Raw genomic sequence first — 13,947 nt, 5'->3', positions numbered from 1 at the left:
CCAGCATCGACCGGGACGACTCGAAGCGCCTCATGGTGTTCGCGGGGCGCTCCAGCCAGGACCTCGGCCAGCGGATCGCGGGGCGCCTCGGCATCGACCTCGGCGCCGTCACCCTCAAGACGTTCGCCAACGGCGAGATCTACGTGCGCTTCGAGGAGAGCGTCCGCGGCGCCGACGTCTTCCTCGTCCAGTCGACGTGCCGCCCGGTCAACGACAGCCTCATGGAGCTGCTCGTCATGATCAACGCGGCGAAGCTCGCCTCCGCCCACCGCATCACCGCCGTCATCCCCTGGTACGGGTACTCGCGCCAGGACAAGAAGTCGGCGCCGCGCGAGCCGATCACCGCGAAGCTGATCGCCGACCTGCTGTCGGCCGCCGGCGTGGACCGCGTCCTCACCATGGACCTGCACGCCGGGCAGGTGCAGGGGTTCTTCGGGGTCCCCGTCGACCACATGACGGCCCTCCCGATGTTCGTCGACGACTTCCGCGAGCGGGTCTACCAGGGCGCGATCGCCGAGAAGCTCGTCGTCGTCTCGCCCGACGCCGGCCGCGCGAAGCTCGCGAACCACTTCGCCGAGCGCCTCGGCGCGACGCTCGCCGTGCTCACCAAGCAGCGGCCCGACCACAACGAGGCCGAGATCACGCTGCTGATCGGCGACGTCGAGGGGCGCGCCGCCATCCTCATCGACGACATGATCGACACCGCCGGCACGCTGTGCGCCGGCGCCAAGGTCGTGAAGGACGCGGGGGCCACCCGGATCTTCGCCGCGGCGACCCACGGGCTCCTGTCCGGCAGCGCCGTGCAGCGGCTCGAGGAGTCGGTGATCGAGGAGGTCGTGATCAGCGACACCGTCCCCCTGCCGCCCGAGGCCGCCGACTCCGACCTCTTCCGCGTCCTCTCCGTGGACCGGATCCTCGCCGACTCCGTCCACAACGTCTTCTGCGACGAGTCGGTCAGCGCCATCTTCGCCGGGGAGAACCAGCTCTTCTGACGTGACGTCCCCCGCACGGGGGATGGCCGCAGGAACCGCTCCGCCACGGTGATCCCGGGCTTTTCCGGCGCGGACCGCCGGTGTTAGGTTCGCCCCCAGTCACTCGGCACAGGCGCGTTCTTGGCACGGGTCCTCCACCGGATCGGGCACGGGATCGCCGGTCACCCCCTGCCCGTGCTGCTCGGGTGGGTCGCGGCCGTCGTGGCGGTCCTCGTGCTCGTCTCCGCCGTCGGGGCCGACACCAGCAACGACCAGAGCCTGCCGGGCACCGACAGCGAGGCGGCGAAGGACGTCCTCGCGGAGCGGTTCCCGCCGCAGCAGAACGGCCGCAGCCCCCTCGTCTTCCACGTCGGCGACGGGACGCTGGAGGACGGCGGGACGCGCCAGAAGGCCATCAACGGCGCGGCGACGCAGATCCGCAAGCTCGACGACGTCGACAGCGCGATCAACCCGTTCAGCACGCAGGGCCAGGCCCAGCTCTCGGAGGACGGCAGGACGGCGTTCATCGGCGTCCTCCTGACCGTCGGCTCCGACACGTTGACGACCGCGCAGGCGCAGGAGGTCCTCGACGCGGCGCAGCCGTTCGCCGACCGGGCGGGGCTCGAGCTGGCCGCGGGCGGGCCGATCGGCGCCGAGCTGTCGAAACCCGAGACCGAGAGCAGCGAGGTGGTGGGCATCGTCGTGGCGATGGTCATCCTGACGCTGGCCTTCGGCTCGGTGGTCGCGATGGGCATGCCGATCGTCACCGCCGTCCTCGGCCTCGCCGCGGCGCTCGGCCTGATCGGCCTGATGGGGCACGTGATCGGCGTGCCGGTGATCGCGCCGACGCTCGCCACGATGATCGGGCTCGGCGTCGGCATCGACTACGCGCTGTTCCTCGTCACCCGCCACCGCGACGGCCTGAGGGCGGGGATGGGGGTCCGGGAGTCGATCGCCGTGGCGGTGGCGACGTCGGGCAGCGCGATCGTCTTCGCCGGCACGACCGTCGTCATCGCCCTGCTCGCCCTGGCGGTCGCCGGCATCCCGCTCGTGACGTCGCTCGGCTACGCCTCGGCGGTCGCGGTCGTGACGGCGGTGCTGGCGGCCGTCACGCTGCTCCCCGCCCTGCTCGCCCTGGCCGGCACCCGCGTCGGGGCGTTGCGCGTGCCGCGTTTCCTGCGGCCCGCCGAGCGGGTGCCCGGCACCGGCATGTGGGCGTCGTGGGGGCGGACGGTCACGCGGCGGCCGCTCGTCGCGATCGGCGCGTTCGTCGCGGTGCTCGCCGTCCTGATCGTGCCCCTGCGGTCCCTCGAGCTGGGGCAGGAGGACATCGGCGCGACACCTCCCGGCAGCCAGGAGCGCGACGCCTACGACCTGATCGCCGCGGGGTTCGGCGTCGGCTTCAACGGCCCCCTCCTGATCGGCATCAGCCTCGGCACGCCCGCCACCGCCGATCCCGCGGTGACGGCGCAGGAGGACGAGCTGCGGTCGTTGCAGGCCGAGCTCGAGCAGGAGCAGGCGGAGGGGCAGGCGCAGCAGGCGGCGCTGCAGGCGCAGGCCGCGGCGCTGGAGGAGCAGCAGGCCGGCCTGGAGGCGCAGCAGGCCGACCTGGTCGCGGAGCGGTCGGCCCTCGAGGCGCAGGCGGCGGCCCTGGCGCGCGAACGCGACGGGCTCCGGGCGCAGCGGGCGGTGATCGAGCGCGAGGTGGCGGCGGCGGGGGCGGCGGGGCGCGCCCTCGTGACGCGGGCGGAGGCCGCCGCGGCGCGGGCGCGGGCGGGGGCGGCGCGACGCCGGGCGGCGGAGCGGCAGCTCGTGGCCGTCGCCGCCCGCGTCGCCGCCGTCCGGGAGGAGATCGCCGCCGCCGGGGAGGACGCGCGCCCGCCGCTGGAGGCCCTGCTCACCCGCCTGGAGGCCGAGGCCCAGCGGCTGCGCTCCCGGATCTCCGCCGCGCGGGCGGACGAGCGGGCGCAGCGCGCGGAGGCGGCGGCGTTGCGCCGGCAGGCGGCGTCGCTGCCCGAGGCCCCCGGCACCCTGCGCCGCCAGCTGCGGACCCTCGTGGCCGGCACCGAGGCGCTGGCACGCCAGGCGGCGGCGCTCGACCGGGAGAGGGCACGGCTCGTCGCGGAGGCCGCCGCCCTGGAGCGGCAGGCGTCGGCGCTCAAGACCGAGGCGGCGGACCTCCAGGCGCAGAAGGCCGACCTGGAGGCGCTCCAGGCACGGGCGGAGGACCAGCAGGCGCGGGCGCTCTCGCTGAAGGACGAGCTGACCGCGACGTTGACGAAGGCGGGGGGCGACGACCGCGGCACGGACCCGCGTCTCGTGCGGATCCAGGACGCCCTGACGGGGACGGCGGGGATCGCGAGGACGTCGCCGCCGCAGATCAACGGCGACGGCGACGCGGCGGTGTTCACCGCGATCCCGACGACCCCCCCGGCGGCGACGGAGACGGCGGACCTGGTCGTGACCCTGCGGACGTCGGTCCTGCCGGCGGCGACGGCGGGGGCCGACCTGGAGGCCCACGTGGGGGGGAGCACGGCGGCGAACGTGGACCTGGCGGACGAGATCACGGAGCGGCTGCCGGTGGTGATCCTGGTGGTGCTCGCCCTGAGCGTGCTGGTGCTGCTCGTCGCGTTCCGGTCGTTCCTCGTGCCGGTGCAGGCCGCCCTGGTGAACCTGTTGTGCGTGGCCGCGGCGTTCGGGGTGCTGACGGCGGTGTTCCAGTTCGGCTGGGGGATCGATCCGCTCGGGATCGACACCGCCCGCGACACGGTCCCGATCGCAAGCTACGTCCCGTTGATGATGTTCGCGGTGCTGTTCGGCCTGTCGATGGACTACCAGGTGTTCCTGCTGTCCTCGGTCGCGACGCACCGCGCGGGGGGCGAGGGCGACCGGCAGGCGGTGGCGTCGGGTGTCGCGTCGAGCGCCCGGGTGATCACGGCGGCGGCGTTGATCATGATCGGCGTGTTCGGGAGCTTCGTCCTGAACGGCGACCCGACGGTGAAGCAGTTCGGCGTCGGCCTCGCCCTCGCGGTCGCCCTCGCGGCCTCCGCGGCCCTGATCCTGACCCCGGCCCTGCTGGCGCTGATGGGACGGAGGACGTGGTGGCTGCCCCGGGCGGTCGAGCGAGTCGTGCCGCACATCGACATCGAAGGCGAATCCATCCTCGCCGCCCACGCCCACCCGGAACCCGAACCCGAGCCGGAGCCCGAGGCGGTGGCGGAGCCGGAGCCCGAGCCCGCGGCCCCCGCCCCGGCCCCGTCGCCGCCGGCCGCCATCGACCCCGGCCCACCCGACGAGGGCGCCCCACAGCCCGCCTGACCCCGCAGCTCCTCCGGTTCATGGTCCATTGGACCTCGCGTCGTGGTCCACTTGGGCCTTTCAGATGGTCCACTTGGACCCGGCGCCGTGGCTCACTTGGGCTTTCGGGATGGTCCACTTGGACCTCGAGCCGAGGCTCACGTGCGCCATGGACGGCCCCACGGAGCCCCCGCGAGGGGGGCCGCCACGTTCACGGCGACGTCGGGTACACTCCCTCGTCGGCCCCGACCAGGATCGCGATCACGCATGGCACACGTCAGCCTCACCGCCCAGACCCGCACCGAGTTCGGCAACGGACCCACACGGCGCCTCCGCCGTCAGGGCCTCGTTCCGGGCATCGTCTACCAGAGCGGCGGCGACTCGCTGCCCCTGGCGCTGCCGGGACACGACCTCAAGCGGACCCTCGTGGAGGGGCGCACGGCCGTCATCGACCTCGTCGTCGGCGACGCCCGCCCGCAGCCGGTCCTCGTGAAGGACTGGCAGCTGCACCCGGTGCGTGGCGACGTGCTGCACGTCGACTTCCAGCAGGTCGACCTCAAGGTCGAGATCGAGGCCCCCATCCCGATCTCGCTCGTCGGCAACTCCGTCGGCGTCCGCGACGGCGGCGTGCTCGACCAGCCGCTCCGCGAGGTCGTCGTGAGCGCCCTCCCGGACAGCCTCCCCGACCACATCGAGGTCGACGTCTCCGAGCTCCAGGTCGGCGACTCGCTGACCGTGGCCGACATCCAGGTGCCGCAGGGCGTGACGATCACGTCCGAGCCCGAGACGGTGGTCGCCTCCGTCCTGGCGCCGACGGTGGAGGCCGAGGCCGAGGGCGACGAGGGCGGCGCGGCCGTCGAGGGCGAGTCGGAGTCCGGGGCCGGAGAGACCTCCGACGAGTAGCGGCGCGCGGGGCGTGCCGGACGAACCGTTCCGACTCGTCGCGGGTCTCGGCAACCCCGGGCCGAAGTACGCGGGCACCCGGCACAACGCCGGTCAGATGGTGGTCGACCTCCTGGCGGAGCGCCTGGGGGCCGGCCGTCCCGTGTCGAGGTACGGCGCCCGCATCGTGGCTGTCCGCGGACCCGCCGGCCCCCTCACACTGATGGTGCCGCTGACCTACATGAACGACTCGGGCGACGCGGTCGGACCCGCGGCAGGTGCACTGCGGGCCGTCCCCGGGCAGGTGCTCGTGGTGCACGACGAACTCGACCTGCCGTTCGGCACGGTCCGCGGCAAGGTCGGCGGCGGCCACGGCGGCCACAACGGGCTGCGCTCGATCGTCCGCGGCCTCGGCTCCGGTGACTTCGCGCGCGTCCGCATCGGCATCGGGCGCCCCCCCGCCGAGTTCCGCGGTGACGGCGCCGACTGGGTGCTGACCCGGTTCGCGGAGCCGCGGGAGGAGGTCGCCGCGATGGTGGCCCGCGCCGCCGACATGGCCGAGGTCGCCCTCGCGGAGGGCATGCCCGCCGCGATCGAGCGGTTCCACGCCTCCGAGCCGGGCGCCCGGGCGAAGTCGCGCCACGAACGCCGGGAGGCCGCGCGCCTCGCCGCCGACGCCGAGGCCGAGGCCGAGCCGACGGGGGACACCGCCACGGCGAGGGCGCCGGGCGCCGCGGGGGAGGGGGACGCGTGAGCGAGACCCGCGCCACCTCCATCGACCGCGTCATCGCCGCCAACCCGCCGCTCGCGGCCGCCGCGGCACGCCTCGACGCCGACGGCCGCGCCGGCGGGCTCGCCGTCGCCCGGCCCGCGTGGCCCTACGTCCTCTCCGCCCTCGCGCGCACCGGCGACCGCTCGCTGCTCGCCGTCACGCCCGGCGACGACGAGGCCCGGGACCTCTCCACGGAGCTCGTCGCGTTGATGGGCCGCGGGGCCGTCGCCCTGTGGCCGACGCGGGGGGTCCCCGCCAACGCGGCCGTCGGCCCCTCGCCGCACCTCGTCGGCCAGCGGGCGCGTGCCCTGTCGACCCTCGGCCGTCCCGGCACCGTCGTCGTCGCCGGGGCCCCCGCCGTCGCCGAGCGCGTCGCCGGCACGCCGGGGGACGCCTTCGAGGTGGCGGTCGGCCAGCAGACCTCCCTGGACGAGCTCATCGACCGCCTCGTCGCCCTCGGGTACGAACGCGTCGACCAGGTCGAGGAGCGCGGTGACCTGTCGGTGCGCGGCGGCATCCTCGACGTCTACCCGTCGACCGCCGACCTGCCCGCCCGGATCGAGCTCTTCGGCGACGAGATCGAGAGCATGCGGGCGTTCTCGCCCTTCACCCAGCGCACCATCCGCCCCATCGGGCGCCTGCTCGCGTGGCCCGCCGCGGAACCCGACGGTGACAGCGTCGACCCCCTCGGGCTGCCCGGCATCGCCGCCGCCCGCCTGATCCGCCTCGCCCCGTCGGAGCACCCCGCCGCCCTCCGGGAGGCCCACGAGCGCCTCGAGGACGAGGCCGCCGCCGGCGCGATCGCCCCGCCCGAGGAGACCGAGCGCGAGCTCGCCGCCCTCGCCGCGCTCGACCTGTCACCGCCCGCCGGGTCCGCGACCCCCGCCTTCGACGCCGTCGAGGCGCGCTTCACCAGCCGCACCCCCTCCGAGGCCGAGGGGGAGCTCGCCCGCCTCGCCCGCAGCGGCACCCGCGTCGTGCTGGCCTTCGCCCGCCGCGGCGACATGTCCCGCGCCGTCGTCCGCATGGAGCGCCTCCGTCCCAGCGAGCTCGAGCCGGGCGCGCTGCCGCCGCCCGGCGAGGTCGGCGGCACGGTGCTCGGCGTCCGCGCCGGCCTCGTGTCGCGGGCGCTGAACCTGGCGATCGTCCCCGAGGAGCGCGTCCTCCGCCGCCGGGCGCCGTCCTCGCAGCGCGGCCCCGTCGTCGGCAAGCGCCTCGCGAGCTTCCTCGACCTGAAGGTCGGCGACCACGTCGTCCACGAGGACCACGGCATCGGTCGTCTCACCGGGTTCGAGACGCGCACCGTCGCGGGCCTCACGCGCGACTACCTGGCGCTGGCGTTCGCGCAGGGCGACCGCCTCTACGTCCCCCACGACCAGCTCCACCGCGTCACCCGCTACGTCGGCGCCGACGGCTCCCCGCCGGCCCTCTCGAAGCTGGGCGGCAAGGCGTGGGACCGCATGAAGTCGCGTGCCCGCGCGGCCGTGCGCGAGATGGCCGGCGAGCTGATCTCCCTCTACGAGGCCCGCGCCGCGGCGAAGGGGTACGCGTTCCCGCCCGACGACGACATGACCCGCGAGCTGGAGCGGACGTTCCGCCACCGCGAGACACCCGACCAGCAGCGCGCCATCGACGCCGTCGCCGACGACATGGAGCGCCCCCGGCCCATGGACCGCCTCATCTGCGGCGACGTCGGGTTCGGCAAGACCGAGATCGCCATGCGGGCGGCGTTCAAGGCGGCGGCTGCCGGCAAGCAGGTGCTGATGCTGGTGCCGACGACGATCCTCGCCCAGCAGCACCTCGCCACGTTCCGCGAGCGGTTCGGCGAGCTGCCGGTGACCGTCGACCTCGTCAACCGCTTCCGCTCCCCCGCGGAGACGAAGGACGTGCTGTCGCGCTACCGCGACGGGCGCCTCGACATCCTCATCGGCACCCACCGCCTGCTGTCGATGGACGTGCAGCCGAAGGACCTCGGCCTCGTGATCGTCGACGAGGAGCAGCGGTTCGGGGTCGCGCAGAAGGAGTCGCTGCGCCAGCTGCGGCTCAGCGTCGACGTGCTCGCGATGAGCGCCACGCCGATCCCCCGCACGCTGCAGATCTCCCTCTCCGGGCTCCGCGACATCAGCGTCATCGAGACGCCCCCGCCCGGTCGCCGGCCCATCGCCACGCACGTCGGCGAGTACGACGAGGCCCTCATCGTGGAGGCCCTCCGCCGCGAGCACGCCCGCGGCGGGCAGAGCTTCTACCTCCACAACCGGGTCGAGACGATCGAGGACGCCGGGGAGGCGCTCCGCGGGCTCGTGCCGGAGATGAACATCGTCACCGCCCACGGGCAGATGGCGGAGCACGAGCTGGAGGAGGTCATGCTCGCGTTCGTGCGGGGCGAGGCCGACGTGCTCGTCGCGACGAGCATCATCGAGTCGGGCCTCGACATCCCCCAGGCGAACACCCTGATCGTCGAGCGCGCCGACGCCCTGGGCCTGTCCCAGCTCTACCAGATCCGCGGGCGGGTCGGTCGCTCCGAGGTGACCGCCCACGCGTACCTCCTCTATCCCGACGACGCGTCCCTGACCCGCGAGGCGTCGTCGCGGCTGCGGGCCCTCGCCGACTACACGGAGCTCGGGAGCGGACTGCGGATCGCGATGCGCGACCTCGAGATCCGCGGCGCCGGCAACCTGCTCGGCGACGAGCAGAGCGGGCACGTCGCGGCGATCGGCTTCGAGCTATATCTCGAGATGCTGAACGAGGCCGTCCTGCGGGGGCAGGGCGAGGAGCCGCCCGAGCGCGAGGTGCGGGTCGACATCGCCGTGTCGGCGTACATCCCCGGCGACTACGTCACGCTCGAGGCGGCCAAGATCGACCTGCACAGGCGCATCGCGCTCTCCGCGTCGCTCGAGGACGTCGCGACCCTCCGCGAGGAGATCGCCGACCGCTTCGGGCCGATCCCGCCCCCCGTCGAGTCGCTCCTCTCGGTGCAGCGGGTGCGCGTGAAGCTGCGCGCCGCGGGCGCGAGCCAGATCGCCGTGCGGTCGGGACGTGTCACGGTGGGTCCCGTGAGCCTCACCAGCCAGCAGCTCCGCACCCTCCGCGAGGCCCAGCCGGCGGCCGTCTACGCCGGCAGCGAGCGCCTCGTCTCCCTCCCGGCGGGCGCCGCCGGGAGCGAGCGGCTCGCCGCCGCGGAGGCCGCGCTGGACGCCCTCGCGAGCGCCGGGGCACTCGCCGCATGAGACCCCGCGGTCGCGTCGCGACCGCGCGCCGGAGCCTTAAGACGCCCCTAACGGGGCCCCGAAATGGAGGTGCTACGATCGCCCCCGTCGTGACGAAGACCAACCGCAGATCTCCGCTCGTGGCGGGGGTCCTCGTCGGCCTCGCCGCCCTGGGTGCGGTGGGTGTCCTGCTCGTCGCCGGGTGTGGCGACGACGGGTCGAACCTCCCCGACGGCGTCGTCGCCCGGGTGGGCGACGCCCCCATCACGGAGGCCGAGCTGACCACGACGATCGACCAGAGCCGGGCCGAGGCCGAGGCGCAGGGCGCGACGCTGCCGGAGGAGGGCGCCGACGGCTACGACGACGTCCGCCGCCAGGCGCTGCAGTCGCTCGTGCAGCAGAAGGTCGTCGAGTTCGAGGCCCGCGAGTGCGGGAAGCCGTGCAAGGTGACGGCGGAGGAGATCGACGCCGAGCTCGCGCGGATCACCACGACGAACTTCGAGGGCTCGAAGAAGAAGTTCGACGACTTCCTCAAGGAGCGCGGCATCACCACCGCCGACGCCCGGGAGATCGTCCGCAACCAGCTCGAGCAGCAGGCACTGTTCAACCGGTACACGCGCGGCGTGCGCTTCACCGCCGCCGACGCCCGGACGTACTACAACGAGAACCCCGACCAGTTCACCGTCGCCGCCGGTCGCACCGCCAGCCACATCCTCGTCGAGACCGAGGCCGAGGCCGACGCGATCCGCGCGGAGCTGACGCCGGAGAACTTCGCGGAGATCGCCCGCGAGAAGTCGACCGACACGGGCTCCGCGCCCCAGGGCGGCGACCTCGGGCAGATCCAGAAGGGCCAGCTCGTCCCCGAGTTCGAGAAGGTCGCCTTCTCCCTCGAGGACGGTGAGATCTCCCAGCCGGTGAAGACCCAGTTCGGCTGGCACATCATCACCGTGGATATCACCCCCGCGAAGACGACGTCCTTCGCCGAGGCGCGCTCCCAGATCATCCAGAGCCAGCTCGCGGCGAAGCGCCAGACGACCTTCCAGACCTGGAGCGAGAAGGTGCTCGCGAAGTGGGAGGACCGGACGGTGTACGCGGACGACGGGCTGAAGCCGCAGACGACGACCACGGCCGCCCCGGCGGCGACCCCGACCGCCCCGGCGCCCACCCCGTAGTCTCCGCGGCATGATCACGGTCGTCGGACTCGGGGCGGGGGATCCCGAGTCCGTGCCGGCCCGCGCGCTCGCCGTCATCGCCGGCGCCGCCCACGTGGTCGCCCCCGAGCTGCCCGCCGCCCTCCGGGAGCTCCTCCCGGTGGACCCCGCGCCCCTCGGCGACCCGGCGGCGCTGCCCGACGGCACCGTCGTCGCGGCGCCCGACGCCGAGGCCCACCGCCTCGCCCGCGCCCTGCCGGACGCCGCCACCGTCCCGGACCGCGCCACGTTGCGGGACCGGGCGATCGGCGCGGAGGTCGCGGCCCTCACCCGCGTCGGCCTGCGACTGCGCCGCGACTGCCCGTGGGACCGGGTGCAGACGGCCGCGACGATCGTGCCGCACACGATCGAGGAGGCCTTCGAGGTGGCCGACGCCGTCGCCACCGGCCACGGCCTCGTCGACGAGCTCGGCGACCTGCTGTTCCAGGCGGTGTTCCTCGCCCAGCTGCTCGAGGAGGAGGGGGGCGCCGACCTCGGCGCCGTCGCCCGCGGGCAGGCCGACAAGCTGATCTCCCGCCACCCCCACGTCTACGGCGACGCGGTCGCGGCGACCGCCGCCGGCGTCGTCGACGTGTGGGAGCGCCGCAAGCGGGAGGAGCGGGCCGACCAGGGGATCTTCCACGACCTCCCGTCCGGCCTGCCGGCGCTCGCGTACGCGACGAAGGCGCAGAAGCGGGCGGCGTCGGTGGGGTTCGACTTCCCCGACGTCCCGGCGGCACTCGACAAGCTCGACGAGGAGACCGCCGAGCTGCGCGCCGAGCCGGGGGCGCGTGAGCTGGGGGACGTGCTGTTCGCGGCGGTCGGCGCCGCCCGGGCGGTGGGGGCCGACCCCGAGCTCGCGTTGCGGGCGTCGGCGCAGCGGTTCCGCGAGAGGGTCGAGGCCGCGGCGCGGCTCGCCGCCGAGGCCGGCCACGACTTCGAGAGCCTGCCGCCGGAGCGTCAGGTCCACTGGTACGAGGAGGCGCGACGGTGATCTCACGGACCGACGAGTGGCGGGCCCTCGAGGCCCACGCCGCGGGGGGCGCCCGCGAGGCCCACCTGCGCGACCTGTTCGCCGCCGACCCCGCCCGGGGCGATGAGCTGACGTTGCAGGCGGGGGACCTGTTCCTCGACTACTCGAAGAACCGCGTCGACCGCGGCACCCTCGACCTGCTGGCCGCCCTCGCGCGCGCCGCGGGCGTCGCGGAGCGGGCCGCGGAGATGGCCTCCGGCGCTCGTATCAACGTCACCGAGGGCCGGGCGGTGCTGCACACGGCGCTGCGGGCGCCGCGGACGGAGTCGATCGTCGTCGACGGCCACGACGTCGTCCCCGACGTGCACGAGGTGCTCGACCGCATGTACGACCTCGCGGACCGGGTGCGCTCCGGGGCGTGGACCGGCGCGACGGGGCAGCGCATCCGCACCGTCGTGAACATCGGGATCGGCGGTTCCGACCTCGGCCCCGCGATGGCGGTGCGCGCGTTGCGCGACGCGGCCGACGCCGCGATCGACATCCGCTTCGTCTCGAACATCGACGGCAGCGACATCGCGGACGCCGTGGCCGGCGCCGACCCGGCGAGCACCCTCTTCGTGGTCTGCTCGAAGACGTTCACCACCCTCGAGACGCTCACGAACGCGCGGACGGCGCGGGCGTGGCTGGTCGACGCGCTCGGCGAGGACGCCGTCGGCCGGCACTTCGTGGCGGTGTCGACGAACGCCGAGGAGGTCGCCGCGTTCGGCATCGACACCACCGACATGCTCGGCTTCTGGGACTGGGTCGGCGGCCGGTATTCGATGGACTCCGCGATCGGCCTGACGATCGCGATCGCCGTCGGACCGGAGGGCTTCCGGGAGATGCTCGACGGGTTCCGGATCATGGACGAGCACTTCCTCACCGCCCCGCCGGAGGCGAACATGCCGGTGCTGCTCGGGATGCTGGGCGTCTGGAACGCCAACTTCCTCGGCGCCGACACCCACGCCGTGCTGCCGTACAGCGAGCGCCTCGGCCGGTTCCCCGCGTACCTGCAGCAGCTCGACATGGAGAGCAACGGCAAGTCCGTCGACATCGACGGCCGCCCCGTCGACGTCGCCACCGGGCCGGTGGTGTGGGGCGAGCCGGGGACGAACGGCCAGCACGCCTTCTACCAGCTGATCCACCAGGGCACGCGCCTCGTGCCGAGCGACCTGATCGGCGTGTGCCGCCCCGCGCACGAACTCGGGGACCACCACGACCTGCTGATGGCGAACCTCCTCGCGCAGGCCGAGGCGCTCGCGTTCGGCAAGTCGGCGGACGAGGTCGCGGCGGAGGGCGTCGCGCCGGCGCTCGTGCCGCACCGGACGTTCCCCGGCAACCGCCCCACCAACGTCATCCTCGCCCCGTCGCTGACGCCGTCGGTGCTGGGGCAGCTCGTCGCGCTCTACGAGCACAAGGTGTTCACGCAGGGGGTCGTGTGGGGGATCAACTCCTTCGACCAGTGGGGGGTCGAGCTCGGCAAGGCGCTCGCCACCCGCATCGCCCCCGAGCTCACCGCTCCCGACCCGCCGGACCTGCACCACGACGGCTCGACCAACGCACTCATCCGCCGCTACCGCGCCGAACGAGGGAGAAGCAACTGATGCAGCTCGGGATGATCGGACTGGGACGGATGGGCGCGAACATCGTGCGCCGGCTGATGCGCGCCGGGCACGAGTGCGTGGTGTTCGACGTCAGTCCCGAGGCCGTCGCGGCGCTGGAGGCGGAGGGCGCGACGGGGGCGACGTCGCTCGCCGACCTCGCCTCGAAGCTCGACGTGCCCCGGGCGGCGTGGGTGATGGTGCCCGCCGCCTACGCCGGGCAGACGGTGATGGACCTCGCGGAGCACCTCGAGAGCGGCGACATCGTGATCGACGGCGGCAACAGCTACTACCGCGACGACGTCGACCGGGCGGCGGAGCTGTCGCCCCGGGGCATCCACCACGTCGACATCGGGACGAGCGGCGGCGTGTTCGGCCTGGAACGTGGCTACTGCATGATGATCGGCGGGGAGACGGAGGCGGTGGCGCGGCTCGACCCGATCCTCCGGGCCCTCGCCCCCGGCGTCGACGCGGCCCCCCGCACCCCCGGCCGGGAGGGTGAGCCCGCCCAGCCGGAGATGGGGTACCTCCACTGCGGCCCCGCCGGCGCCGGCCACTTCGTGAAGATGGTCCACAACGGCATCGAGTACGGGGTGATGGCCGCGTACGCCGAGGGGATGGCGATCCTCCAGAAGGCGGGGATCGGCCGCGAGGAGCAGGAGCACGACGCGGAGACGACGCCCCTCCGGGACCCCCGGTACTACCGGTACGAGATCGACACCGCCGCCGTCGCCGAGGTGTGGCGCCGGGGGAGCGTCATCTCGTCGTGGCTGCTCGACCTCACGGCGATCGCGTTGAACGAGGACCCCGCCCTCGGCGAGTTCAGCGGGCGCGTCTCCGACTCCGGGGAGGGACGGTGGACCGTCATGGCCGCGGTCGACGAGGGCGTCCCCGCCCACGTCCTCACCGCCGCCCTCTACGAGCGGTTCAGCTCGAGGGGGGAGGCGGACTACGCCGACAAGCTCCTCTCCGCCATGCGCAAGCAGTTCGGCGGCCACCACGAGAAGAAGGACTGA

At 74.2% G+C, this 13,947-nt stretch carries 8 protein-coding genes and 1 pseudogene; all 9 read left to right on the top strand.

Annotation, left to right across the window (positions count from 1 at the left end):
• The first annotated feature begins 32 nt into the window (after positions 1–32).
• Positions 33–992, top strand: coding sequence for a ribose-phosphate diphosphokinase (locus IU369_RS14395; protein ID WP_217924379.1), 960 nt, complete (start codon positions 33–35; stop codon positions 990–992).
• Positions 993–1,112: 120 nt separating this feature from the next.
• Complete coding sequence (locus tag IU369_RS14390) at positions 1,113–4,289, top strand: MMPL family transporter (RefSeq protein WP_217921675.1); 3,177 nt, start codon at positions 1,113–1,115, stop codon at positions 4,287–4,289.
• A 246-nt stretch (positions 4,290–4,535) separates the two neighbouring features.
• Positions 4,536–5,171, top strand: a complete 636-nt coding sequence (locus IU369_RS14385) for a 50S ribosomal protein L25/general stress protein Ctc (RefSeq protein WP_217921674.1) — start codon at positions 4,536–4,538, stop codon at positions 5,169–5,171.
• Between the two features lie 13 nt (positions 5,172–5,184).
• Positions 5,185–5,760: pseudogene (gene pth, locus IU369_RS14380) on the top strand (aminoacyl-tRNA hydrolase); the annotation flags it as partial.
• A gap of 140 nt (positions 5,761–5,900) precedes the next feature.
• The gene (gene mfd, locus IU369_RS14375) at positions 5,901–9,149 is read left to right on the top strand and encodes a transcription-repair coupling factor (RefSeq protein ID WP_217921672.1); all 3,249 of its coding nucleotides are present in this window, start codon (positions 5,901–5,903) and stop codon (positions 9,147–9,149) included.
• Positions 9,150–9,238: 89 nt separating this feature from the next.
• Entirely contained in the window at positions 9,239–10,300 is a 1,062-nt protein-coding gene (locus tag IU369_RS14370; protein WP_217921671.1) for a peptidylprolyl isomerase, read from the top strand.
• A 10-nt stretch (positions 10,301–10,310) separates the two neighbouring features.
• On the top strand, positions 10,311–11,312 hold the full coding sequence (gene mazG / locus IU369_RS14365; protein ID WP_217921670.1) for a nucleoside triphosphate pyrophosphohydrolase: 1,002 nt from the start codon (positions 10,311–10,313) through the stop codon (positions 11,310–11,312).
• Positions 11,309–12,934 (top strand): glucose-6-phosphate isomerase, encoded by a 1,626-nt coding sequence (gene pgi, locus IU369_RS14360; RefSeq protein WP_217921669.1) that lies wholly within the window; start codon positions 11,309–11,311, stop codon positions 12,932–12,934. The genes mazG and pgi overlap by 4 nt, the downstream gene beginning before the upstream one ends.
• Positions 12,934–13,947: a phosphogluconate dehydrogenase (NAD(+)-dependent, decarboxylating) gene (gene gnd, locus IU369_RS14355; RefSeq protein WP_217921668.1), complete on the top strand. Its 1,014-nt coding sequence runs from the start codon at positions 12,934–12,936 to the stop codon at positions 13,945–13,947. The genes pgi and gnd overlap by 1 nt, the downstream gene beginning before the upstream one ends.

The organism is Miltoncostaea oceani, assembly GCF_018141545.1.
GTDB classification, from domain to species: domain Bacteria; phylum Actinomycetota; class Thermoleophilia; order Miltoncostaeales; family Miltoncostaeaceae; genus Miltoncostaea; species Miltoncostaea oceani.
The sequence above is the reverse complement of the archived record's forward strand: the minus strand, read 5'-3'. Positions and strand labels throughout refer to the sequence as shown.